Genomic DNA, 23890 nt, shown 5'->3' on the forward strand with positions numbered 1-23890 from the left:
TCAATCAGGATTACATCTTTGAATACAGTCGCAGTGGTTTTCAACGAAATAGTTACAACTGTATACGGAGGAAAAAACCAAAACTACGCAAAAAAGCTTCAGACTACTTGATAGTTTTATTGATTTAGAACTGATTTTTATAATTAAGGAACATATGTAAGTGCTTGTTCATCTATAAAGGATGACATTGACAAAGGAGAACCTCCAATAAGTTTGAAAAAGAAATTATAAACAAATCCACTTTTCCCAAAATTTTTGCTAAACTGTAACTTGTGTACTATCTTAATTATCAAAAACCCTTAAGTACGCATATTAGTTATTAAACACATCACTATTTGCAATACTACACAAAAAATAAATATTTTGATGATTTGGGATAATATTGAGGCGAAAAAAAATATTTATACATCTTCAACTAAAACCTACAACCTTTTTTCAAAAACAAACCAAAGCCAAAGTCCGGAATTGTTTTAGAAATGGGGTTGTTCCGCTTTCCGCAAAAATGCGTTTCCGACCGTTGGGAGGAATTGCATTTTTGCCGCCCAATTTTTGGTCAGGCGACTTTTTTATAGTTTTATGGGTTGAGAATGGAAATTTTTTAGATTTAGGAAAAATCCCCGGTTTTCAGTCAATCCGTTGCGGAACAAATTCCATAGTAATGAGCATCCCATCTGTGCCAATGCTGAATTAATAAACAAATCCTGCTTTTCCAATGCTTCCGCTAAACTGCAACTTGGTATATCGTCTTCGGTTTTAGACCGCAATAGCAGTTCTCCAAATTCTTCCGTCACATAAGCAAGATTCGGTACAGTTTGATACTTTTCTGAATTTGGTTGTTTGATATTCTCAACTGTAGAAAGCAAAACCTGCCCAGAATATCGATTATTTCCAAAATCCATCCAATATTTAGCCTGGTTTCTGTATAGCCTCCTACCTTCTTTCAATTCATTCAGAATATCAGCAATTTCAAATCGTGATTTGACATTATCAACGCACGACATATAAATTGCGGACTGCATATTCTCTTGAATTCTTCCTAAAGAATCTCTTTCAAACTTTCTGACTTCGGCTTTCCAATTCGTTCCAGACCATCGGTTTGCCCGATTTATCAGCGCAACTGCCTTTGGCAATCCTACTTCACATTCTGCAAAACGCTGTCTGCCTTGATTTGCTTCTGTGACAATATCATCATCCCACAACCGCACCTGTATTCCTGCGTGTCCCAATTCAATCAATGAATGGTTCATTTCCATTAAAGCGGTCAATACTTTTGAACCTGTTCCACCCGCCCCGATATTTGAATGCTTTTAGAATGGTAAATCATCGTCTGTATCTTCCGCAAAAACATTGGACTTCTGTGCCTGTGAAGCTGGTTGTTCTTCTGTGTCAGACTTTTTTCCACCTCCGTGTACTTTGATGTTAGAAGTATGGAAATTCAGTCCCGATTTTATTTCTCCATCTTTTCCAATCCACGCACTAGCACTTGCTCTGCCTATAAGTTCTACCAAAGTTCCTTTTGTTAAAATCTTAGCAACATTTGGACTTAGCCAATAAGAACAGTTGTAATAGGTGGTCTGTTCTCTTCTTTCGCCTTGCTTAGTCTTGTAGCTGTCATTGATTGCTACTGAAAAATTAACGACTTGTTTGTCGTTTTTTAAATTGTTGATTTCTGCGTTTTTTGTAATTCTGCCTACGATGTTCATAATATTAATTTTTGATTGTTAATAATTATTTTCGAGTTTGTTAAAATTTTCGATTTGATTGATTTGGTTTCGAGGACACTCGTTTTTTTTCTTTTTTCTGCTTATATCCAATTGGAAAAGCAGAATTATTTGTTGTTTTATTTTGTTGTTTTTTCCGTTGATGTCAAAGACCGTCTGCGATTTAATTGATTCGTATAACTGAGGTTCCGTCTTTTTCTTTGCCGATGATCATAGGAGAGTATTAGGCATATAAAACCACAATCCTCCAAAGCTTTGGAGGATTGTGGCTCGAAATATTTTTGTCCGAAGGATTCAGGAGTGTCTGGAAAAATTATTGGAACTTGTGGAGAAAATTTTTATAGAAACCCAAAAATATTTTTTTATGTGAATGATACTGTCCTACATTTGCAATAGTAAAAAGCCAAACATCAGTTAGAAGTGATTAAATAGACGGTTTTGATAGTAGGAAAAATAGAAAATCAAACATTCGCTAATCTGTTTTTTTAAAGCTTAACCAGTTTTATCATTCTTAAAATTTAATTTCTCATTAAAATTATTTTCAAAATTTTTACTTTTTACTTTGTTGCACAAAACCACTCATTCAAATCCTTAAAATCTTTGTACAACAAAGAACAATCTTCAACATTTTTATAGTTTTTCCGGATAACCTTTTTGGTTGTAATTCCATTATCATCATTATCTAGGAAAAGTGAGATTTTGTCATATTCTCTAAGTTTATCATCGACTTTAAAAAGCATTGCTGTAGAATTGAGAATCAAACAATCTGAAATTGAACTTTCTGCACTTTCCAAATTTTTAAAAGTCAGATAATCAAAAAAACCTTCAAAAACCACAATTTCATTAGAACTATTCAAATCATTTTTCATCAAAGTGACATCTTTTTTGCCTAAACATATTTTTGAATATTTACTTCGGATTTCAACTCCTCCGGAATTATTAAAAAAGCCAATTCCGAAATATTTCTTACCATTCAACATATACTCAATTTCTTTTACCAAATCTTTTTGTTCAGACACTTTTCGGGATTTCAAATATTGAATTAAAGCAGGATGCTGAATTTGATTTACTTTTATGATTTGATAACTTTTGACTTTGTCGCCATCTTCCATCTGGGTATTATTTTGAACTGAGAAGTCAAATTTCTCAAGATACTTCAAAGCATCAGAAACTGAACATCGATTCATTTGCTGAACGATTGAAATCACATCATAACTTTTCCCTGTTCCGAAATCAAATGCTTTATTTTTAACGAAATCAACCGCAAAACTCGGGATTTTTTCTTCCCTATCGAGCGCAAAATAAAATGCAGTTTTCCGATTCTCTTTAACAGGAAAAAGGCTGAACGATTCCAAAACTGTTCTTATATTCACTTTTTCTTTTACTTCTTCGCAATTCATTTTTTTTTTTTTAAAGCAAATTTTTTATCCACATTTTCCTTTTTAATAAAAAAAAGACTTTTTAATTACTTTTAATATACTTTTAATGAGGCATTGCATCCTCTTATGGCAAAGGTTTTGAGCCGTTTTTTCGGTGAGCGAAATTCCGAATTCTTGTGAGCGCAATTCCGAAAGTAGAGTGACCGCAATTCCGAAAAAACAACAGTTTTCGGGTGAGTGCAATTCCGAATTCAACTTTCTATTTTCATTCATTTTTAATACTATACTCGTAGTTATCCATATTTTTAGTGGGTTCTGAATTTCGGAGTGAGCGCAATTCCGAAATCTCAATCAAAAGTTTCGGAATTTTAACATTTTCTTAACTTCAGTGACCGCAATTCCGAATTCCGGGTGAGCGCAATTCCGGAATTCAAATAATTATCGGATAACCATTTGGTAATAATTCTCCCATTTTTGTACGCCGATAAATTTGTATGAGATGTTCCTGAATTTCATTCAGAAATAATTTTCCTTGAAATTCCGTAGATTTAATTTCTTTCAATCGAGCTGTTCGGATAAATTCTTTGAATGCCTTTTCTATCAAAACTCTGGTTTGTGGAACGTTTCTGTATTGATGGGAAAACTGAAGCAATTCATTTTCGTGCAGACCATATCTTTTTCTGATGTAACTTAATCTTTGGCCAATTTTTTCCCTATGGTCAAGATACGCTTCGCTTGATTCCAATTGTTCTCTTGTGTTTTGGGATAAATTGTCGTTCAAAATGATTTTAGTTAAACAAGGAACAATAAAAATTGAATCCCCTCTATACTTGTAATTGAAGGAAAGCGTATTGAATGTATTCAAACTGATTCTTGCAGGTTTTAAAAATTTGAAACAAAAATCCTTGGAAGTTTTATACTTCAATCCAAATTTCTTGTTCAATGTTGAGAGTTTTAAAACAGCTCCGTTTTCAGGCAGCTTTGCAAGCCAGATAGCGAAAATAATATGCTTATTGTTCCTGATATTGTAAACCAAATTGTACAAAACGTAATTGTATTCCGGAATAACCATTAGTTTTTTAAGCCAATAACTATTGATTAAAAACGTAGTGTAACCTCTCTGGTCATAACTAGGTATAGAAATTAGTCCTCCAAAAGTTTTGATTTCCTTGCCTTTGGAATTAGTAGATTTGTACCAGCTCATTTTGAACTTCGTAAGAAATTCGTAAGCATCTACCACCTGCTTAGTAGAACCGCTTGGTGAAATTTTGCTGTTCCTGATTTTTAAGGAAGCGAAAATATTGTTCTCGGTTTCAAACTCTTCATCGAATAAGGAAAGTTGTTTAGGTCGGTCTTCAGGACGAAATTGCTCATTACTGATGGTAGAGACAATATTAAATATCACCCTAAGCGCATTGATGGGAATATCCGCAGCCTCGTGACCTTCGAAAATGAAATCGTCCACGAAATGGTTTCCCAAACGAATTCTCTCAGGATTTACTTCATTACTATTTTCAAATTTCTTGCGGATCAACCGTAAATCCTTTTCCGGTACAGCCATAATAATGCTTCAATTTGGTTTAAAATTTCAATCTTTATTTTCCTTCCTTATATTCTAAATTGATTAAAATCGATTTGTAATTTTATATCAACTTGATTTTCTCGCTTTCGAGCGTTTTAGTACCGTCTGCAATACTGTAATATTTGTAAATATTAATTCCTTCACCTTGAAAGACCCTTTTCTCGACTTTACCGAAATTTGGGATCTTCACTTTTTGAATTCCTTTGTATTCGGCAAGCATTCCGTTGATGGTTACTTTTTGACCGGGTTTTAAATCTGATATTTTCATAATTTAATTTTTTAGTGTGTTCTTATCCTAGACATTTGCCTAGGTTTCAAAGGTTGCCGTTTTGGGATTTTGGACGTTTGATATCCGGAATGGATTGAAGTGAAAGTTGATGGCTTTCCGTTTGACCTTTCATAAAAGGTAACGTACTTTTCAATGAAGATTTCCAATTGGTAATGGGTCTATCAGAACTATTTTTCCATCCATTCTTTTTCCAATTCTCATATTTCGATTGTATTTCAGAATCTAACTCAGGCTCGTAAATTTTTAATGTTTCCGCATACGTCATAAATTCTTCCAAAGACGGAATATTTTCATCGTTCCCTTTTTGATTTGTTGGTTGTGGTTGTGAGGATTGTATTGTTTGCGATAAATAGCTTTCAATTTCGTGATCATTGGTGTTTTCAGAAAAATTTTGAACGGGACGATCTGTAAGTAATGAAACTCCGGATTCTACTGTTTTTTGAATAGATTCCTCCTTTCCAATTTCTTCTTTACTCACCATTTCAGGGCTAGAAATTTGTGAAGGATAATCTCCTATTAACCTGTATTTACACGCAAGTCCGCTTGTTGTTTGGTATTGAATTAATCCTAAATTCCGGAGTTTTTCTTTAGTGGATTTTACCGTTTTTCTAGTCACCCCTAATTCTATGCTTATGACAACATCAGAAATTTGAAAATCACAAGAGTCATTGTCAGAACCAATTTTCAGCAGGTATAAGTACATTGAAATTCCCGTTGTTCCAATTGATGTTTTTTGGTTAAAATCCCAAAACCGCTGCATTAATTCAAGGTAATGCATCTTATTTTTGTGCGAAAAGCGCTAATGCCTTTTCCTTATCAATGATGATAATGTTTCCGTTTTGAATGATGGCGTCATCCAAAACTCCTGAAGATTTTATTTCCGAGGCTTTCGAAATAGAACATCCCAGCATTTTTGCCAGACCTTTCAATCCATATTCATATTTTTTTTCCGAATTAATTTTTTTGGAAACCTCCAAAAATTCTTCGACAGTTAGTCGCCATATCGGAGTTTTGGGATCTATATTCTTCATTTATTCTTAATTTATAGATTTTTTCAATTCAGAGATCCAATTCCTCGCAGCAGCCTGCCAGCATTTCATTGGTTTCTCATTACTCAATTTCCAGTTTTTAGATCGATAAAAAGAGAAAAAACGATCTGCTTCAGCAGATGGGAGATCCCGTTCAGTAAAATATAACTCAACTTCATTAAACACCGGAACTAAAAACCGAATATCATCTTGTGGTAAGAATTTTTGATTTTGAGATATTTTTTTTCCACCTGCTTTTTCACTGTCAAAATCAATGATCTCGATCAAGCTTCCTTTGTACGAGTTGTAACTTGGTGAATATCGTATAAATCCTGCACGATAAAGTTCTCTGATGCACTTATGGTAGGTAGCGATTGACCTGATCTTACTTAACTTCATCACATCTTCCCGGCTAATCCGAAAAGGATTCTGAAACCGGTTCAAACTCCAGAACTGGAAAAGTGAAACATACATACTGATGTGAGAGGGGTACAATCGATCATCTTCAATAACACGCTCAAAAAAGCCGATGATATTTTTATTATTCTTCATAATTCCGTATTAAAAATTAATGTTTAACATCCGAGAGTAATTTTTGGATGTCTTTATAATTGTAATACAAGGAGCCCCCTATCTTGCTGTACGATAATGTTCCGTTGATCCTCAGATTTTGTAAGGTTCCTGAAGATATGTTAAGAAGCTTCTTGACCTCGGAGCTCCGAAGCCATAATTTTTGCTCTGTCGTCTTACCCTTGAGTAATATTTCAATGCCTTCCAATAGTTCAATTTTGAATTGCTGCAGGTCTTCTTTGGTGATAATAGATATTGCCATTTGTCAATTATTTTGTTCGACAAAATTTCAAAATCACGCTTAACATCTTTCGGTAGTTTCTCGGTACTACCGAAAGATATTTTTTGATAAAAAGCTTTGTTCAATATTGTGTAGAAAGAGATTCTCTGGAACAAATTGGTAGCATTTAAATAAATTTAAACCTTAATTATTTATTATAAATTATATGATTTTTTGTACTTAGGTATTTTTCGGTAGTTTTTCGTACTACCGAAATGAAAAGACCTTAAATGTCCAAGTCATCCAGATGTTGACTAAGATTTTGTTGAAGTAAATTTAGAAATTTAGATCTTTCAATTTTTCTTATTCTTATTTCGCCTAAAGTCTTGTGATAGTTCCCTAAACTAATATCAAAAGATTTTTCCGCCCATCTGAAAATTTCAGATAAATCAGTATGACCAGCGTTAAAACAATTACTTAGATGCAAAGCATATAGCAACTCAGTTAAAGCCACTTTCGAAGCGGACCATATTAAAGGTGATAAAATTCTACCGCTCCTGTTGTTTTCATAAAGATTTTCGATTGACTCTTTTAAATATTGATCGAATAGCTGATTGGCGATAAATCTTGCTATAATATGATCATGGGATGTCGTAAAAGTCGTATCAAAATTATAAAAACCATAAGATAACTTCATTTTTAAATCGTAAGAATTTCTTACAAATATTTTATGGTCGAGATAAGTAGCTTCTCTTCGATAATAGCTGTAAAATTCTGATTGTTCAGTATGGAAATCTTTAAGCTTTCCTTGCTCAGTCTCATAATATTCCTTGATTATTTTACTGCCTCCGTTAGGTTTGTGAGTCTCAACATCAAGGATCGTAGAGTAATAAATAAATTTTGAAATAAACTGAGGTTTTATTTTCTTGAAAAAATATATTTCTTGAGCAATTGTATCAAAATGATGAGGTGAAATCATTTCTTTTACTTTTCGTACTGCATCATCAATTAGAATTAAAGATTTTTCCGCAAGTTTGACGACATCATTATCTTCGTTGTAAACTTTATTAATTTCTGATTCTAACTCATTATGTAATTGAGTAATTTCTTTAAAAATAGTATTTGTTACCATGTCCTTTTTTTAGAAATTTACAAAAAAACGTTTACGGGAGGCATATTCAGCTTAGACCGAGCTCTTGTTTTCGCTTTTTTATATAATCCGTTGGACGAATCCCGTTGATCTCGAAGAAAACCTTTGAAAAATTTTGTCTAGCAACTATTCCACACTCGTCAGCTAAAGCTTCTAATGTAAAATTTAAGTATTTACTGTTAGTGTTTAATAAATTAGTAATGTAGTTAATACGTAATTCTGCTATGTACTTGTTAAAACTCAACCCTTTATTTTCATTAATATATGCGGATAAGTAACGTGAATTGGTGTTAAATTTGGTAGCTAAGCTATTTTGTGTCAAACGCTTCTTTGTAAATTGGAGATCCTTCTCGAACTTCTCCAGCTTTGTTTTAATTTCATCGGATAATTCAGGAGTAAGAAAAACTTTTCTTACTGAAATGTCAGCTGATACATTTACTTTTTTATCCACAACTATATTGTTACCTTGCACTATTCTTTTTTGAAGTAAATCATACTGCTTTTTTATTTTCTGATTTTTTACATATTTGTATGTAAGAATTATAAACGCAACTGATCCAGTTAAGATTAGAATATTTGCAAACCACATATTATTTCTAGATGTTTTCTCAATATTTTCTTTTTCCTGTATCAAAGCACTTCGGTCGTAATTCTTATGTAATTTACTTGATAAATAAGGGTAATCTTTTGTAATTAAACTATCAGCTTTCAAAAGCTGATTAGTATAATAAAGCTGTCTATTAACATCTTTGTTCTTATAATGGCTAATTAAATAATTGTAACTTCTATAAATCTCGGGAAGTATAAATTGTTGCTTTTCGAAAATTGAATCGATTGCACTATAATATTTGATAGCATTTGATACCTGATTTCTTGCTTCAGAAATCTTTCCTAGATAATAATAGATTACGGATGACCATGCAAAATCATTTCTTTGCAACAGTATGGGTAGTGCCTGCTCTAAATCTTTTTGTGCTTCGGTATAATTTCCTTTGTGAAATTTTGAAATACCCTTGCACTTCAGAAAGTAACTGTTTTCAATAAGAAAATCTTGATCATCTTTTGTTAGTTGATATCCTAATTCACTCAAACTGTCACTTTTTAAAAAATTTTTGAGATAGCGGTTAACTATAGTCATCTGATGTAGTGAGTTATAATAAGCTTTTCTATAGTTAAAAAGTATATTTTCATGCATTTTACTATTCATCTTGGTGCTGTAGAATTCTGCGCAATTCCTAAAATGTTCCAACGCTTCATCATAATATCCCAAATGCTCTTTTACTATTCCAAGGTGATAGACAACTTTATAATGATTGTACTCATCTTTTGAATCCTTTGAATATTCATATGCCTTTAAATATTCATTCAAAGCAAGTTTATATTTTTTTTGATAGAAATAATAAATGATTCCTTTGCTTAAATAATCTTTGCTGATATCATCGTTATTTTTGTATTTAATACTTATCGCCAGTGCGCTGTCTGCATACTTCATTTTGTTAGCAAAGTCAAACTGCCTGCCGTCTCTATATGAGGTCTGATTCAATTCGCTGTAAAACCTCATCAGCATTGGTCTTAACAATGGATTGATTGATCTGATAATTAGTGGTAACGGGATACGGTATATCACCGTAGATTTGCTGCAGATAAAAAAAGAGCAAAGAACGAATGGTTAAGGCTTCGCCTGTCATTCTGTTTTTTTCAGCAGTTGATATAAAATTTGAGCTATCCAGCCCTTCGATAATGGAATTGCTGATATATATTTTCTGATAGGCGGCAGACCACAGTGAATTTACAAATTGATTGGTGTCTATCAAAGTATTATTTGAAATCTCGGGAAGCCCGTTGGTTGCGTTCACTGCGTAATACGTCAGATCATCGGTGTAAAGACTCAAAATTCTGCCGCTCTGATCTCCTGCAATCGGGGAAGCTTCCCAAAGTCCGGCGTATAAGGCTGAGAGTACCGAATTAGCAGTTTGGGCATCCTGAAACACTGTTTCAGACAGCATCTGATTTTCCGGAAGATCTACTTCCAGCATTTTTTCGCACGACATCAGTGCAGTCAGGACGTAAAGCAATGCGACTGCCGTTATTTTGTTAATATTTGTTGTCATTTTCTTTTTGTTTTAATCATTCAAATTCAAGATCATTTAATTAAAGGGTCATCTGTACTCCCAATGAGTAAGTACGTAAAGGGGGTAAGAAACCTACGGATGTAAATTCAGGATCAATTCCGAAATATTTCGTCCATGTCAGAAGATTCTGTCCCTGAAAGTAGACTTTAGCTTCCCGAAATACTGATGAGCGCATCGGAATGGTATAATTGATCTGAACATTTTTCAAGCGTATAAACGATCCGTCAGATACACTGGCTGTACTGGTCTGAAATAAGGTGTTAGAAGATGAATTCACAGATCTGTACGGCATATAGAGTCCGTTTGGATTTTGAGGAGACCAGACATTGAGCGCTTCCACCGGAAGATTGGTCATGATGCCCGGTGATGTTATAATTGAGTTGTAATTTCGGCTCTGCTGTTTTACAAACTGCAAAAGGAAAGATAAGTTCCAGTTTTTGTATCTCAGCTCATTGCTTAATCCTCCAAAAAACCGTTGCCCAATATTTTCCACAATCTGGCGGTCGTCTGGTGATGAGATTCTTCCGTCACCGTTGAAATCCGTAAAGCTGTATAATCCTGTAGCGGGATTAATACCGGTTAACTCATATAGTTTAATGATTGAAATGGGTTCTCCAACAATATAGTTGTTCGCATAGGTAGAACCTTCAAGACCCGGAAATGAGATTAATTTATTCTGAGGAAATGTTATATTAAAAGAGCTGTTCCATGAGAAGTCTTCAGATTTTAGAACATCTGCTCTCAATTCAAATTCAAACCCTGTATTCTGAATAACTGCATCCAAGTTCGCTAAAACCGAACTGAATCCTGTCACTGCGGGAAGCTGGTAGCCCACCAACTGATTTCCGGAGCGGTTTCTGTAATATGCTGCCGTCATGTTCAGTCTGTTTTTAAACAATCCCAGTTCAAGAGCCGCCTCCATTTTCACTGTTCTTTCCCAACTGAAATCCGGATTGAATAATTTGGTTGGACTGAGTCCTGATGTTCCGTTATAAATCAGTGTTGATGTTGCGAATGTATTCAGATACTGATAATCTCCGATATTATCACTACCAGAGGAACCAAAACTTCCTCGCAGTTTTCCGAAACTCAACCATAAACTATCTTTAAGGAAATTCTCGTCTGAAAATAACCATGCTGCTCCTACCGCACCGAAATTGGCAAACTTATTATTGCTTCCGAATCTGCTGCTTCCATCTCGTCTACCAGTAATGTTGACAATATATTTTTTATCAAACTGATAATTGACCCTCCCGAAAAATGCTGCATATCGGTATTCTGTGGTGATATGATCCAGAATGACCTTGGTCTGTGCCGCTCCGATATTATTGATAAAGGAATTGCTTTCATAACCGATTCCCTGAATAGCACCTGATTCGTTGGTATCTCTCTGGTAAGTTCCTCCTACCAAAATATCCAGCTGATGTTTTCCTTTTTTATACAGCCAGGTGATCTGTGGTTCGATGACCATAGAAAAACGGTTCATGTTGCTTTTGGAAGACTGTGAATTAAGCGAAGTTGCTCCAGTGGAAGGATTAAAAGCTGTACTTGGTCGTAAAGACCACTCTTCAAGGGTCTGATAGTTAAATCCGCCGTTAAACTTGATCCTGACATTTTCAAATGCTTCATATTCTGCACTCATATTATTCATGAACTGAAGATTATCGTTGGAATATGAATTCTCATAAGCGGCAACAGGATTGGTAAACGTGTTATTTTCCCAATTCAGATTGCCGTTAGCATCATATAAAGCGGGTGCATTAGGAGAAAGACTGTACGCATTCCTTGTGATATCAGAATTGATCAGATTATTATCTAATGATGAAAATAAACTGGATGAGTTAAAACTGAATTTTCTGTTCTGAGAGCGGTGGCTGATATTTCCGGAAACTGTATTGGTTCTGTACCTGAAATCCTGCCCGAATACTGTGGTCTGTTCCAGACGTCCCAGGCTAACCAGAAAACTGGTGGTTTCACTTCCTCCGCTTAATGAAAGCTGTGTGTTGGACAAAGTGGCAAAATTCCCGATCAGTTCTTTCCTCCAGTCAGTATAACGGTTGCTGTCCCAAACACCGTTCACATCGTAGGCATTGGCAGGATACACAGAAATATTGTCATTGGCAAAAGCCTGTTTTCTCATGGCAATATATTGTTCTGTGTTCATCATCTTGAGGTTGGATAAAGTCTGACTCAGAGCATAAGAAGAACTCAGGGAAAGTTTGACATTTCCTTTCTTTCCTCTTTTGGTGGTAATGAGTACTACTCCATTCGCTCCACGGGAACCGTAGATGGCGGTAGCATCGGCATCCTTGAGAATTTCAAAGCTTTCAATATCGTTGGGGCTAATTGCATTTAAAGGATTGATATCAGCATTCGGTAAAATTCCGGCTCCGTATCTTGAGGTAACGTTTCCTACAATGGGAACTCCATCCACTATATATAGGGGTTGGTTTCCGTCGGTTTCAGAGTTCGCACGAGTACGAAGACTGTTTCTGCCTCGTATCTGAATATCAAATCCACCTCCCGGAGTCCCTGAATTCTGGGTAATAGAAACCCCACTCATCCTACCCTGCGCTGAAGCAAGGACATTGGTGACAGGTTGGTTTTCGATGTCTTTGGCTGAGATCTTGGCAATGCTTCCTGTTCTTTCCTTATTTTTGACCTTATAATAACCTGCATTGAGAACAACTTCCTCAATTTCTTTTTCTTTACCTAATGAGATATTGACGGTTATCCTGCTGCCTAAAGTGATTTTTCTTTCGGGATAATCCGGATGGCGGTAAATGATCACCGGGTTTTCTCCCGATACCTGAACACGGTAAACACCTGCTGCATTGGTCACAGCCACTTCTTCTTTACCTTCCTGAAATACGGAAACACCTTTGACTGGCTGGTTATTTTCCGTGACAGTGCCTGTAATGGTGCGCATCTGCCCTATTGCTACGCCGGAGACGAGCATGGTGAAGCCAAAAGCCATTTGAAGATGACTTAGGCTGCAAAAGTTTTTTTTCATACTTTTGAATAGGTTTAATTCGTTAGACTTTGCTCTTTCCTACGCTAGCAGTCAACTTTTGTGGAAAGAGCTTTTGTTTTTCTATGGTTACGTTACACTTTCTGTTTCTTGAATATGTTTTTAGCGTATCTATTTGATGATGCTTGGGAGGAAGCTTCAGTAAGGACATAGCAAAACCTCCTGCCCCAGCACATCTTGAAATAATATGAATGAAATTGTGTCCCGTGAAAGCTTTAAAGCCACAATGGATTTTACACCCCATTGTATCGTGCAGTCTGATACTGTATTTTGTGGAAGCGGCTTAGAATGTAGAGCGAACGAACAGCATTGAGAAAAAAACAGCGTGGAACTCACTACATCATCGCTTGTACTAGAGGTATCGCCAAACACCTTGCAACAAACTCCGTAAGTGAGCCCACGCCGAAGCGTGAGCTACTTTACTTATGGTCTCGTTGCATTTGTTTTGAAAATTGGCGATTTTCTAGTACGAGGTTCTAAGCAATAGCTTCTATATTTCTTTGAAGTATCGCAAAATTACGTATTATAACGTAAAAAGCAAATATATGTATAAAATTCAATACATCCAAATATGGATGTGTGTATTTTTTAAAGAATGTTGTAATTGGTGGAAATATTAAAAATGGTGGACGGTAAAATTGTTGAAATTATTATATCTGAACTTGACCTCTTTATAATTGATATAATTAGGGAATATAGAGGAAGAGCGGACAAATACATATCGCAGGTAGAGCTATCACAAAGAATGGGTTTTGCAGATGGTTATGTAGGTAAAGTTGAAAATTTCGGCTCGAACGCTCGTTATAACATTAGAAAGATGCATCTTGCTGCGAAGGCTTTGGGATTAAGTTCTTATACTAAACTCTTACCTGAAAAAATTTTAAGTAATGATCTTGTTTTATTGCGAATTCTAGTAAATAGAAGGAAAAATGACACCGTTGATTTTGACAAGGATGGTAATGTAATTAAAAACTATGTCATACTTGAAAAAAGGGTATTAACCGAAGACGAAGCTAAACTACATAATAACCGAAGAAGTAAAAAAACTGACAACAGCAGTTTGTTTTGAAAATGTGAAATTATCCCTTTTAGTCTCTAGCATTTATAAAGTTGCTATCATTAACTATTTTATTATCTTAATCGTCATAATCCACTTCTAAATAGGAGATGTATAATCGGTACAGTGCAAATTTTACATTATTTTTTGTTGAAGAATTTATAAATTCTTCTTTAGTAAAAGCAATATTACATTGCCAATATTGAGGCAATAGTAAATTCTTAGAAATAAAACTGATTCATTAAAATTCTTATTGGTAATCAAGAATATATAAACATCAGATTGATTGCCACTTTAAAACCATTTCTTTTGATGTAAATTTATATATTTGCAATGATTCCCAGTTAATCTGAGTTTCATGGTTATTAGTTTTTAGTCCCCGATTTATTCGAGGACTTTTTTTGTACTTCTTTTAAAAAGAAATGTTGCAGATAGTTATAGTTTAAATAGCTAAGATTACAAATCTGTTAGCCTAAAAAACATACTTTAACTACTAATAAACATTTATATTTACTTACTGATATTTGAAAGACATAACCAAGAACGATTTATTACAACTAGCTCGAAATGATATTAATATTGCAGAGTTGCTTTTTAATAACAATATATTTAGTAATGCAATATATTTTTATCATCAAGCAGTCGAAAAAGCAGTAAAATATCTTGGCTTAAGAATAGGAGTTTATAATTGATTACGTTTATTGGTTTTTAATTCATATAATAAAAATGTCCCGAAATAATTTCGGGACTGTAATTTTATAGCATAGTTTTGTTTGTATAAACGTTATCATTCATTTTGTTGCTATGCTTATTTCCTATTTATAATCTTTTAATTATAACAATATTAAATTTTCACTGACAACTTCAATGAGAAAATATCTCTTCACATTATAAAAAGATTTTATAATGTGCGAAAAATAGACCACCTTATCTATTTAGACTAAGTATTTTTTCATATTAAATAAGTTTTATTTAATAATTAAAAGATAAACCCATACCAAATCCCATATCACTATCATAATGTGTACGGATACCCATATTTTTATTGATAATATATTTTAATTCTGCCATATATTCCATATCGGTATTAACCATAAAACCTGCTCTTAATCTCTTAGAAACAGGAATGTCTTCTCGCATTAAAGACAAGCGGACAATACCATCATGATAAACTTCTGCTTGAAAATTGACCAACATTGGTAACGTATACATGAAACCTAAACTAAAGGCTCTTCGTGTATCTTTTTCGTTTTTCTGTCCAAATAAATTTGTTTCGTGTTCATCTATGCCCATTTTACGGTAACGCCAGTCAAAACCAATAAATGGCATAAACCATTGCATTTTACCGATGTACCTGCCCAAGTGTGTTTCTACCTCGTAACCGTGCATATCATTGTAACCTAAACGCCATTCTGTGCCTAAACTCCATCTTGCATTTTGTATCATTGCATCACCATCATTTCCATTGGTAGCAAAATCATTTTGTGCCATAAAATGGGGCATATTGCTTTCTTTCTGCAACATATTGTAAGCTTGTTTTTTATTAGGTAAATTAGTGTTTTGATAGTCATCTACCGCAAAAACCCTGTTCATTCCCGACATCATATGATATAAGATATGGCAGTGGAAAAACCAGTCTCCTTCTTCATTTGCAAGAAATTCTATCGTGTCGGTTTCCATTGGCATTATATCCAAAACATTTTTGAGTGGTGATTTTTCGCCTTTGCCATTAATCACTCTAAAATCGAAACCGTGTAAGTGCATTGGGTGCCGCATCATTGAATTATTATGAATGGTAATGCGTAGAATTTCTCCTTTTTTTACAGGTATTTTATCAACTTCTGAAAGTATTTTATTATCCATACTCCACACATAGCGGTTCATATTTCCAGTGAGGGTAAATTTCAATTCTTTCACCGGAGCATCCTTAGGAAGTTCAGTATTGTGAGGAGATTGCAACATTGCGTAATTCAGGGTCTTAATATCTCCCAAAGCATTTGCATTGTAACGATTGGGGTCGTTATCCATATTCATATTGTGTTGGCTATGGTCTTGCTTAGGTTTTGCATCTCCAGTAATTTCTGGGTACATCACTACATTCATATCCATTTGGTTCAAGCTCATTTTCATTCCCATATCATCTAAGTCGCCATTCATCTTCATCATATCATTCATCATTTTCATACCCTCAAAATATTTCAATTTCGGAAGTGGTGAGATCAATTGCTTAATACCGTTGCCCACAAAATAGCTTGCAGATTGTGTTCGGTCTTCGGTTGTGGCCAAAAATTCATAGGCAACACCATCATCAGGTATTGTTACTACGACATCGTAAGTTTCAGAAACGGCGATGATTAATCTATCTACTTCAACAGGTTCTACATCATTACCATCATTGGCAACTACGGTTATTTTACCACCAGCATAGCGTAGCCAAAAATAAGAAGATGCCCCACCGTTTGATACACGTAAACGTACTTTGTCGCCTGCTTTTAGTATTTTGCCATCAACTGTTTTTAAATCGGTAGTGTGATTTCCATTTATTAATATTTTATCATAGTAAACATCGCTTACATCCATTGCTGTCAGTCGTTTCCATTCATTTTTTACTTTGGTTTTAAACTGTCCTTCTTTAATGGCTTCTGCATAAGACTGGGTTGCATTTTTTTTGATAGCTGCCCAATCATTGGCATTATGCAACATCCGGTTGATATTATCTGGATTAAGATTTGTCCATTCGCTTAAAATGATGGGTACGGTTGGTAAATCGTCAATTCCTTTTCTAAAGGTTTTATCATTATTGCGCTTTTTCATTACAAAACTTCCATACATCCCAATCTGCTCTTGCAAACCAGAATGGGAATGATACCAATGTGTTCCGTGCTGTATAATAGGAAAACGATAGGTATAAGTTGTACCTGCCTTAATAGGCTTTTGAGTCAGCCAAGGCACTCCATCTTCTTTATTAGGCAAAAACACACCGTGCCAGTGCAACGAGGTACTTTCTTTTAATTGATTGTGTACTACAATCTCAGCAGTATCACCTTCTGTGAAAGTAAGTGTAGGCATTGGTATTTGCCCGTTTACTGCAATGGCTCTTTTTTCTTTACCAGCGTAATTAACAAGCGTGTCTTTTACATACAAATCATAGCGGACTACCTTTTGTGCAAATAAAGATTGCGTACAAAGTAGTATCAAAACTACTTGTAGCAACTTTTCTGATATTTCTTTTTGTATATTCATTTTGATATTTTATTAATGAAACTTATTCCTGCTGCTCTAACCAATTGGTTAATGTTTTGATGTTCTCATTATTCAATTTTGCATTTTTATGCATCAATGTATATGAGGGTACAGGCATTTGCTTCGTTTCGATTTGTTCTTTTATTGAGTTTAGTAATCTTTCTTGCTTTCGATTTGAGTATGTACCCCATTCATTAAAATTCAAATCCTCTTTTGCGCTTTTGATGTGGTTCTCTACCAATGTTCTTGCAGGCTGTACATAATCGTACCAAATATAGTTGGTATTGTTGCTATGACAATCGTAGCAGGAGGTTTGAAACATCGCTTTTACTTCAACAGGCATTTTATAGACTTGGGTAAAATCGGTTGTGTAAACCTGCCCTTTATCTATATTAAGGGCAGGTTGATAAAATTGAATTGCAATAAAAATAAACAACACTATTGCGATAATTATTTTTACAACTTTTTTCATTTTACAATTCTTTCTTTACTGAACCACACGTAAGCATCTTATTGCCGTAATAAGGATTTTTGATTGCTTTGGCTTCACTAATCCAAACAGCACCTTTACCATCATTGTACATTGGGCAATAATCTTGATATAGTTTCTGCGTAGTTCCAAACAGGGTAATAAGGTCGGAAACATCTTTACTCAACGATGCGAAATGCTCTCTTTGATGATCTATCTTTCCTGCATTGTCGCCAATATGCTCTGCGTTTTCTTTTGCATTTTCCGCAATCTCCATATATTCCTTATGCTTATTTGCAGGTATGGCTTTCATATCTACCTTATTTAGGGTGCTAAACAACTGTTTGCCTGCACTGGATGCTGCTTTATCATTATCTGCAACAAGCGCATTTTTTAATACAAAATAATCCTTTACTATAGGTGCGATAGTAAAGTTTTGTGCTTGCTCCTTTACAGTGGATTTTTCCACTTCTTGAGATAGCATATCTCTTGAAGCAACAGCTGTTACTGTATCATTTTGTGTTGCTAATGACAAATTTTGAGTTTCAGCAATCGCAGTGCTATCATTAGCTTGCTGGTTGTTGTTTTTATTGGAAGACTGATTGCAGGAAACTATTACTAATGCCACTATTGCTAGTGTTATGATGGAGAAAAATATATTTTTCATTGTAATGATATTTAAAGTTATTAAAGAATGATTTTTCACTTATTTGTTTCAAATTCTTTCAGCTTTCGCTTCATAAATTCGATTTCTTCTGCTTGGGTTTTGAGTATGTTTTTTTGCAATTGTATCAGTTCGGGGTTGGTAAGGTTTGCTTTTTCAGACATTAATACTGCCGCTGCGTGGTGCGGTATCATACCTTTTACAAATTCCTTATCACCAACAAATAACTGCTCCCGAATGCCAAACCATGAAAAGAGACCTACTGCAACAGAAATTATTATAATGGCCCAATTGATTTTCTTGTTTTCATACATACCATTCATTATCCAGATTTCAATAATCAACATTGCAGAAATCATCAGCAAGGTCATATATAAATTGTTGATGTTCAGGATAAGGTTCTGCAAACCGTCAATCATAGCGAACATAATGAAATACATTGCTACGAACATTATAACCGCCATAATTGCAAAGCGTTTGTACATTGCTAAAGAATGTTTAGCATTATGCCCCTCATCTGTAGTATGGTGTTGCATAGCAAGTTGCTTTTCTGTATTTTCCATAACAATAAGGTTTTATTTGTTATTAATGGTTTCTTGTACACTGCCACAGGTAAGCATTTTAGAACCGTAGTACGGATTTTTGATTGCTTCTTCTTTACTTAACCAATTGGCTCCTTTCCCATTATTGTACATAGGGCAATGCAGGTAATAAACAGGTGCTTCTTGTTTTGATGCTTTAGTTAATTCGTATATGTTTTTGGAAAGCAAAGAGAAAGTTTCTCTTTGTTTTACCACATCTTTGTATGTAGCAATCTTTTCAGCATTTGCTGTTAAATCCTTCATCACTTCCATCCAAACGTTATGTTCTTTTGTAGAAAGTTTTGTCATTTCTACCGCTTTGATCGCTTTTATCAATTCTGTAGCTTTTGCAGATGAAGTACCTGCATCAGTTTTTATTAAGGCATCTTTTACCGAAAAATAATTATCAAAAACAGCTTTTAATTGGGGTGTAGTTTGGGCTGCATCCTTGTTTTTTTGAACCATATCGCTTTGGTTATGGTTGGCGTGTTCATTTTTCATATTCATACCATCACCCTTAACTTTTGCAACTGGCTTTAATTCTCTGTTGTATTGGCAACATCCCGGAAGTTTGGCATAAACATCATCAGGCGCTAAGAACTTTTCGCTATCGTAACCTGCCAATGCGATACGTTTCAGTATTTCATCCTGAGTTGTTTTTTTATCATCATAATTAAGTACAGCCATTTTGGTGTCTTTATTCCATTCTACTGTGGCTACATTTTTTACATTTCCTGCTTTTTCAATTGTGGCTTTACACATTTCACAATTGCCATATATTTTTACGGTTTCTATTTTTGCATTTTTAATTTGTGCAAAACTATTTACGGTTGATAGTAATACGGTGATTACCATCAATATTTTTGATATTGATTTCATTTTGATTTTTTTTAATTTTAATAAGATATACGAAGAGTTTGCGAAAACTTGATTTAGTTTTCGACAAGGCACACGTATGGCTAACACGCCATCGTTTTAGCTTATTTTAGGCGGTTGCCAAATGGAAGAGTAACCTGAAGAATAATAGATTTGCTTGAAAGCGATTTTTTGCTTTTTAATTTCAGCAAAAGGGTTTGTGACTTTTAAATCAAGTGGTATTGTTAAGCTTACAGAAGATGAAGAAGCACTACATCCACAAGAGCCGTGTTTACAATTGCCATCGCAGTTGTGACCATCCTTACATTTTTTACAGGACTTGTCCTTGCAACTACTTTTATGTTCTGCTTTTGCAGATTGGTCTTTTGGGCAACTTTTTTGTTCTGAATTGGCTGTTTTTTTGGCACAAGCATAGCTTATGCTTGGCACTAGGAAAAAGCCCAAACACAGAAAAAAAATCCAATTGATATGTTTACTTAAATTTTTCAACACTACAAAATTATGAAATTATTTCTTTTTATTGCTATATTCTTCCATTCTTTAATTCGAAGCTGGTAATTTCAGATATAATTTTTCAATTGTCAACATTTATTGTCTTTCTATAGTCAAAAATTATTTCTAGAGTTTTAGGAATGTAAGCTAAAATAATTTATTCTTTACTGTGATGATATTTAGAATGATGAGGTTTTGTGGGATGAAGAAATCTCTGAACTCCATAAATTATCATGGAGAGAAACATAATAACTAAGACTATCAAACAGAATATATCCTCCGAAGAAAGTCTATGTTTTCCCCTTCTTGTTATTCTTCTTCTAAATCTTCTTTTAAATCCCATAATACCGTATTTTAAAAAAATAGCTGATAATTAAGGCCAAAACTCTTCTGCTGGTAACTCTTCTGAAAGTAAGGAGAAATCATAGATAATGTCTTTTTATTTTTGCCTTTAAATAAAATTGTGAGTTTTGGATATAGCCAATACGCTAATTCGGTGGAAAGAATTCCGATACCGGCTCCGGCCAGGACATCTGTAGCCCAATGCTTATTATTGATTATTCTGTAAATACTTGTAAAAACTGCAAATGGATACCCCGAAAGACTTATCCAATAATTACTGTCCCTATATTCATTGAACATAAAATGTGCAGTTGAAAATGCGATTGCTGCATGTCCTGAAGGAAATGAAAGATTATTTGAATTATCCGGACGCTCCTCATTTATCAGAAGTTTTGATGGAATTACAATTGCTGAAGTGAAAGTCTGTGAAATTGCTAAAATAATGGTGCGATCCTTAAAATTATGTTTTCCTTTTATACCTGCTATATTTAATCCATAAACCATCGCAGCAGGAATAAATTGAGTATAATTATCTAATTTTGAATTACTTAATTCGTGTTCTTTTACTTCTCTTCTTACACTAATATCAATTTTTTTTATAGCAGGAATCGCAAAACTGATCGCACCTGCCGATATTAAGCTAACCGGGATAACGAGTTTTTTATAATCTAAATAATCAATTCTTATTAAAGAATCTTTTTGAGCCACATTTTGTAAATACAAACTATCCTGGGCATAAATTCTTAAAGAAAATTTCAGTAAAATAATCAGCAGCGTAAATCTCTTTATAAAATGCCTCATATGATATACAAATTTTGAGTGTTGCATGTTCCTATTTATTAATAATTTCCTTTAATTTCTTACTACAACATTTAAATGTAATGCTACTGTTCCCATAAATTATGGGAACTAAATCGAATGATATGACTTGAGAAATAATTCTTAGAATTGAGTATCCTCAGAAGACAGGATACCACAAATTGTGTTATTTTTTATGTATTCAATCTCTTCTAAAATTTCATTCTCTGAATCCTTACTGCATTAAGAATAGCAATCAAAGCAACTCCGACATCAGCAAATACTGCTTCCCACATTGTAGCCAGACCACCAGCTCCAAGTACTAGCACAATAGCTTTTACCACAAAAGCAAGAATGATATTCTGCCACACAATTCTTTTGGTTTTTTTACCAATATTGATCGCCATAGGTATTTTTGAAGGTTTATCATCCTGGATAACAACATCGGCAGTTTCTATAGTCGCGTCGCTACCAAGTCCTCCCATTGCAATTCCAACATCACTTAATGCTACAACTGGCGCATCATTTACGCCATCACCAACAAAAGCTACACTTTCATTTCTCGCTTTGATCTCTTTGACTTTGTTTACTTTATCTTCGGGAAGTAGATCTCCAAAGGCATTGTCAATTCCGATTTGTTCTGCCACATACCTTACCACAGTAGTTTTATCGCCGCTGAGCATAGTCGCTTTTACATTTAAACGATGAAGTTTTTCAACTGCTTGCTTTGCATCGTCCTTAATGCGGTCAGCAATGGTAATGAATCCTGCATATTTCCCATCATATGCAATGGCTATGACCGTGTAAACTATCTCGGAAGGATTTACGTCATAACTTATCTTGAATTTATCAAGTAGTTTAAAATTACCGACCAGGATTTCTTTGCCATTCACTCTCGCTTTTAGACCATGCCCTGCAATTTCTTCAGTATTTTCTAAATTGATTGAATTGTTGATTTCTCCTACATACTCATGAACAGCTGTAGCCACAGGATGGGTACTTTTACTTTCAACAATATTGACCATTTGGAGAATTTCATTCTCATCAAGTTCTCCTTTGATATTAACATCCTGAACTTTAAAAACACCTTCTGTCATTGTTCCGGTCTTATCCATCACAACATTCTGGATCTCAGCAATCTTATCTAAAAAATTACTTCCTTTAAACAAAATACCGTTACGGCTAGCTGCCCCTATTCCTCCGAAGTAGCCAAGCGGGATAGAAATCACCAACGCACACGGGCAAGAAATCACTAAGAATATCAATGCTCTGTACAACCAATCTCTGAAAACATAATCATCAATGAAGAAATAAGGTATTAGGCAGATCAAAACGGCTAACGCAACTACGATTGGTGTATATATTCTTGCAAATTTTCTAATAAAAAGTTCAGTCGGCGCTTTCTGAGCTGTTGCATTCTGTACAAGTTCCAAGATTTTACTGAGTTTGCTGTCTTCATAAGCTGTATTGACTTTGACCAAAGCTACACTGTTCATATTGATCATTCCGGCCAAAACTGTCTCGCCTTTATTTTTAGAATCAGGTTTACTTTCTCCTGTTAATGCTGCAGTGTTGAAAGAGGCAGAGTCTGAGATCAATTCCCCATCTAATGCCAGTTTCTCTCCTGATTTTAGCTGAATTGTATCGCCGATTTTTGCTTCAGCAGCTTTTACTTTTTTAGGCTGATTATTTTCAATAATGGTCACCTCATCAGGACGTTGATCTAAAAGTGCCTTAATATTAGTCTTAGCTCTCGACACAGCCAAAGTCTGAAAAACCTCACCTACTGCATAAAACAGCATAACCGCTACTCCTTCTGGAAATTCCCCGATGACGAATGCGCCTATAGTTGCAATGCTCATTAGAAAAAATTCAGAGAACACGTCACCTTGTTTTATACTTTCAAAAGCCTCTTTTAAGACAGGAAGGCCTACCGGCAGGTAAGCAGCACCATACCAAACAATGCGAACCCAGTCTTTAAACCATTCAGGTTTAATGTAATTATCCAATGCAATACCCGCTAACAAAAATACCAAAGAAATAATCGCAGGCAAAAACATCTGAAACGCTGTTTTATCAACTTCTCCATGGTCATGTCCATCATCATCAGTATGTTTATGCTCATCCTTTTTTTTCTTTGGAGTGCAGCATCCGTCTTCTTCAACTAATTTTTTTGCTCCGGCATCATTATAAATTTTGCCTTCTTGTGGAGTACAGCAGAGCTGCTTTCCATTCTCGTCGTAGGTGTGTTTATGTTCCATAATAA

The 23890-nt window shown here is 34.7% G+C and carries 22 protein-coding genes and 1 pseudogene; 2 read left to right on the forward strand and 21 right to left on the reverse strand.

Annotated elements, in window-relative coordinates:
• Nucleotides 1-566 precede the first annotated feature (566 nt).
• The 13 genes and pseudogenes from BUC06_RS18250 to BUC06_RS18310 all read right to left on the reverse strand — a co-directional run.
• Nucleotides 567-1295 (reverse strand): annotated as a pseudogene (locus BUC06_RS18250) (PRTRC system ThiF family protein); the annotation flags it as partial.
• A gap of 12 nt (nucleotides 1296-1307) precedes the next feature.
• Nucleotides 1308-1703, reverse strand: coding sequence for a single-stranded DNA-binding protein (locus BUC06_RS18255; protein WP_073335431.1), 396 nt, complete (start codon nucleotides 1701-1703; stop codon nucleotides 1308-1310).
• Between the two features lie 575 nt (nucleotides 1704-2278).
• Nucleotides 2279-3094 carry a toprim domain-containing protein gene (locus tag BUC06_RS18260; protein WP_317041436.1) on the reverse strand — a complete coding sequence of 272 codons (816 nt, stop codon included), beginning with the start codon at nucleotides 3092-3094 and terminating at the stop codon, nucleotides 2279-2281.
• 436 nt (nucleotides 3095-3530) lie between these two features.
• On the reverse strand, nucleotides 3531-4661 hold the full coding sequence (locus BUC06_RS18265) for a hypothetical protein (RefSeq protein WP_073335433.1): 1131 nt from the start codon (nucleotides 4659-4661) through the stop codon (nucleotides 3531-3533).
• Between the two features lie 82 nt (nucleotides 4662-4743).
• A complete protein-coding gene (locus tag BUC06_RS18270; protein ID WP_027379063.1) occupies nucleotides 4744-4950 on the reverse strand; it encodes a hypothetical protein in 207 nt (68 codons plus the stop codon).
• Between the two features lie 46 nt (nucleotides 4951-4996).
• The gene (locus tag BUC06_RS18275; RefSeq protein WP_073335434.1) at nucleotides 4997-5749 is read right to left on the reverse strand and encodes a ribonuclease H family protein; all 753 of its coding nucleotides are present in this window, start codon (nucleotides 5747-5749) and stop codon (nucleotides 4997-4999) included.
• A gap of 1 nt (nucleotide 5750) precedes the next feature.
• Nucleotides 5751-6002: a DUF3853 family protein gene (locus tag BUC06_RS18280; protein ID WP_073335435.1), complete on the reverse strand. Its 252-nt coding sequence runs from the start codon at nucleotides 6000-6002 to the stop codon at nucleotides 5751-5753.
• A gap of 6 nt (nucleotides 6003-6008) precedes the next feature.
• Nucleotides 6009-6551 (reverse strand): hypothetical protein, encoded by a 543-nt coding sequence (locus tag BUC06_RS18285; protein ID WP_073335436.1) that lies wholly within the window; start codon nucleotides 6549-6551, stop codon nucleotides 6009-6011.
• 16 nt (nucleotides 6552-6567) lie between these two features.
• A complete protein-coding gene (locus BUC06_RS18290) occupies nucleotides 6568-6831 on the reverse strand; it encodes a helix-turn-helix domain-containing protein (RefSeq protein WP_066439470.1) in 264 nt (87 codons plus the stop codon).
• Nucleotides 6832-7075: 244 nt separating this feature from the next.
• Nucleotides 7076-7921, reverse strand: a complete 846-nt coding sequence (locus BUC06_RS18295; RefSeq protein WP_073335437.1) for an RteC domain-containing protein — start codon at nucleotides 7919-7921, stop codon at nucleotides 7076-7078.
• 46 nt (nucleotides 7922-7967) lie between these two features.
• Nucleotides 7968-9431, reverse strand: a complete 1464-nt coding sequence (locus tag BUC06_RS18300; protein WP_228423821.1) for a helix-turn-helix domain-containing protein — start codon at nucleotides 9429-9431, stop codon at nucleotides 7968-7970.
• A gap of 31 nt (nucleotides 9432-9462) precedes the next feature.
• Nucleotides 9463-10050 (reverse strand): RagB/SusD family nutrient uptake outer membrane protein, encoded by a 588-nt coding sequence (locus BUC06_RS18305; RefSeq protein WP_073335438.1) that lies wholly within the window; start codon nucleotides 10048-10050, stop codon nucleotides 9463-9465.
• A gap of 40 nt (nucleotides 10051-10090) precedes the next feature.
• On the reverse strand, nucleotides 10091-13084 hold the full coding sequence (locus BUC06_RS18310; protein WP_073335439.1) for a SusC/RagA family TonB-linked outer membrane protein: 2994 nt from the start codon (nucleotides 13082-13084) through the stop codon (nucleotides 10091-10093).
• A 625-nt stretch (nucleotides 13085-13709) separates the two neighbouring features.
• Between BUC06_RS18310 and BUC06_RS18315 the strand changes: the two genes are divergently transcribed.
• Nucleotides 13710-14171, forward strand: a complete 462-nt coding sequence (locus BUC06_RS18315; RefSeq protein WP_228423823.1) for a transcriptional regulator — start codon at nucleotides 13710-13712, stop codon at nucleotides 14169-14171.
• Between the two features lie 512 nt (nucleotides 14172-14683).
• Nucleotides 14684-14851, forward strand: coding sequence for a HEPN domain-containing protein (locus BUC06_RS24450; protein ID WP_083564123.1), 168 nt, complete (start codon nucleotides 14684-14686; stop codon nucleotides 14849-14851).
• A gap of 280 nt (nucleotides 14852-15131) precedes the next feature.
• Here the strand turns inward: BUC06_RS24450 and BUC06_RS18325 are convergent, their stop codons facing one another.
• The 8 genes from BUC06_RS18325 to BUC06_RS18360 all read right to left on the reverse strand — a co-directional run bounded on the left by BUC06_RS18325 (nucleotide 15132) and on the right by BUC06_RS18360 (nucleotide 23885).
• Nucleotides 15132-17402 carry a multicopper oxidase domain-containing protein gene (locus BUC06_RS18325; protein ID WP_073335441.1) on the reverse strand — a complete coding sequence of 757 codons (2271 nt, stop codon included), beginning with the start codon at nucleotides 17400-17402 and terminating at the stop codon, nucleotides 15132-15134.
• A gap of 22 nt (nucleotides 17403-17424) precedes the next feature.
• A complete protein-coding gene (locus BUC06_RS18330) occupies nucleotides 17425-17874 on the reverse strand; it encodes a heme-binding domain-containing protein (protein ID WP_073335442.1) in 450 nt (149 codons plus the stop codon).
• A 1-nt stretch (nucleotide 17875) separates the two neighbouring features.
• Nucleotides 17876-18538: a DUF3347 domain-containing protein gene (locus BUC06_RS18335; RefSeq protein WP_073335443.1), complete on the reverse strand. Its 663-nt coding sequence runs from the start codon at nucleotides 18536-18538 to the stop codon at nucleotides 17876-17878.
• A 35-nt stretch (nucleotides 18539-18573) separates the two neighbouring features.
• Nucleotides 18574-19098 (reverse strand): DUF305 domain-containing protein, encoded by a 525-nt coding sequence (locus BUC06_RS18340; protein ID WP_073335444.1) that lies wholly within the window; start codon nucleotides 19096-19098, stop codon nucleotides 18574-18576.
• A 12-nt stretch (nucleotides 19099-19110) separates the two neighbouring features.
• Nucleotides 19111-19995: a DUF3347 domain-containing protein gene (locus BUC06_RS18345; RefSeq protein ID WP_073335445.1), complete on the reverse strand. Its 885-nt coding sequence runs from the start codon at nucleotides 19993-19995 to the stop codon at nucleotides 19111-19113.
• Between the two features lie 227 nt (nucleotides 19996-20222).
• Nucleotides 20223-20405 (reverse strand): hypothetical protein, encoded by a 183-nt coding sequence (locus tag BUC06_RS18350; protein ID WP_073335446.1) that lies wholly within the window; start codon nucleotides 20403-20405, stop codon nucleotides 20223-20225.
• A gap of 433 nt (nucleotides 20406-20838) precedes the next feature.
• Entirely contained in the window at nucleotides 20839-21654 is an 816-nt protein-coding gene (locus tag BUC06_RS18355) for a phosphatase PAP2 family protein (protein ID WP_228423825.1), read from the reverse strand.
• Between the two features lie 182 nt (nucleotides 21655-21836).
• Nucleotides 21837-23885 (reverse strand): heavy metal translocating P-type ATPase, encoded by a 2049-nt coding sequence (locus BUC06_RS18360; protein WP_073335447.1) that lies wholly within the window; start codon nucleotides 23883-23885, stop codon nucleotides 21837-21839.
• Nucleotides 23886-23890 lie beyond the last annotated feature (5 nt).

The organism is Chryseobacterium carnipullorum, assembly GCF_900142785.1.
Taxonomy (GTDB): domain Bacteria; phylum Bacteroidota; class Bacteroidia; order Flavobacteriales; family Weeksellaceae; genus Chryseobacterium; species Chryseobacterium carnipullorum.

What these genes read in the sequence shown, in the direction of transcription:
- BUC06_RS18255 (WP_073335431.1), bottom strand. Translation starts at nt 1,703, where the DNA reads ATGAACATCGTAGGCAGAATTACAAAAAACGCAGAAATCAACAATTTA.
- BUC06_RS18265 (WP_073335433.1), bottom strand. Translation starts at nt 4,661, where the DNA reads ATGGCTGTACCGGAAAAGGATTTACGGTTGATCCGCAAGAAATTTGAA.
- BUC06_RS18270 (WP_027379063.1), bottom strand. Translation starts at nt 4,950, where the DNA reads ATGAAAATATCAGATTTAAAACCCGGTCAAAAAGTAACCATCAACGGA.
- BUC06_RS18275 (WP_073335434.1), bottom strand. Translation starts at nt 5,749, where the DNA reads ATGCATTACCTTGAATTAATGCAGCGGTTTTGGGATTTTAACCAAAAA.
- BUC06_RS18280 (WP_073335435.1), bottom strand. Translation starts at nt 6,002, where the DNA reads ATGAAGAATATAGATCCCAAAACTCCGATATGGCGACTAACTGTCGAA.
- BUC06_RS18285 (WP_073335436.1), bottom strand. Translation starts at nt 6,551, where the DNA reads ATGAAGAATAATAAAAATATCATCGGCTTTTTTGAGCGTGTTATTGAA.
- BUC06_RS18290 (WP_066439470.1), bottom strand. Translation starts at nt 6,831, where the DNA reads ATGGCAATATCTATTATCACCAAAGAAGACCTGCAGCAATTCAAAATT.
- BUC06_RS18295 (WP_073335437.1), bottom strand. Translation starts at nt 7,921, where the DNA reads ATGGTAACAAATACTATTTTTAAAGAAATTACTCAATTACATAATGAG.
- BUC06_RS18300 (WP_228423821.1), bottom strand. Translation starts at nt 9,431, where the DNA reads ATGAAGTATGCAGACAGCGCACTGGCGATAAGTATTAAATACAAAAAT.
- BUC06_RS18305 (WP_073335438.1), bottom strand. Translation starts at nt 10,050, where the DNA reads ATGACAACAAATATTAACAAAATAACGGCAGTCGCATTGCTTTACGTC.
- BUC06_RS18310 (WP_073335439.1), bottom strand. Translation starts at nt 13,084, where the DNA reads ATGAAAAAAAACTTTTGCAGCCTAAGTCATCTTCAAATGGCTTTTGGC.
- BUC06_RS18325 (WP_073335441.1), bottom strand. Translation starts at nt 17,402, where the DNA reads ATGAATATACAAAAAGAAATATCAGAAAAGTTGCTACAAGTAGTTTTG.
- BUC06_RS18330 (WP_073335442.1), bottom strand. Translation starts at nt 17,874, where the DNA reads ATGAAAAAAGTTGTAAAAATAATTATCGCAATAGTGTTGTTTATTTTT.
- BUC06_RS18335 (WP_073335443.1), bottom strand. Translation starts at nt 18,538, where the DNA reads ATGAAAAATATATTTTTCTCCATCATAACACTAGCAATAGTGGCATTA.
- BUC06_RS18340 (WP_073335444.1), bottom strand. Translation starts at nt 19,098, where the DNA reads ATGGAAAATACAGAAAAGCAACTTGCTATGCAACACCATACTACAGAT.
- BUC06_RS18345 (WP_073335445.1), bottom strand. Translation starts at nt 19,995, where the DNA reads ATGAAATCAATATCAAAAATATTGATGGTAATCACCGTATTACTATCA.
- BUC06_RS18350 (WP_073335446.1), bottom strand. Translation starts at nt 20,405, where the DNA reads ATGCTTGTGCCAAAAAAACAGCCAATTCAGAACAAAAAAGTTGCCCAA.
- BUC06_RS18355 (WP_228423825.1), bottom strand. Translation starts at nt 21,654, where the DNA reads ATGCAACACTCAAAATTTGTATATCATATGAGGCATTTTATAAAGAGA.
- BUC06_RS18360 (WP_073335447.1), bottom strand. Translation starts at nt 23,885, where the DNA reads ATGGAACATAAACACACCTACGACGAGAATGGAAAGCAGCTCTGCTGT.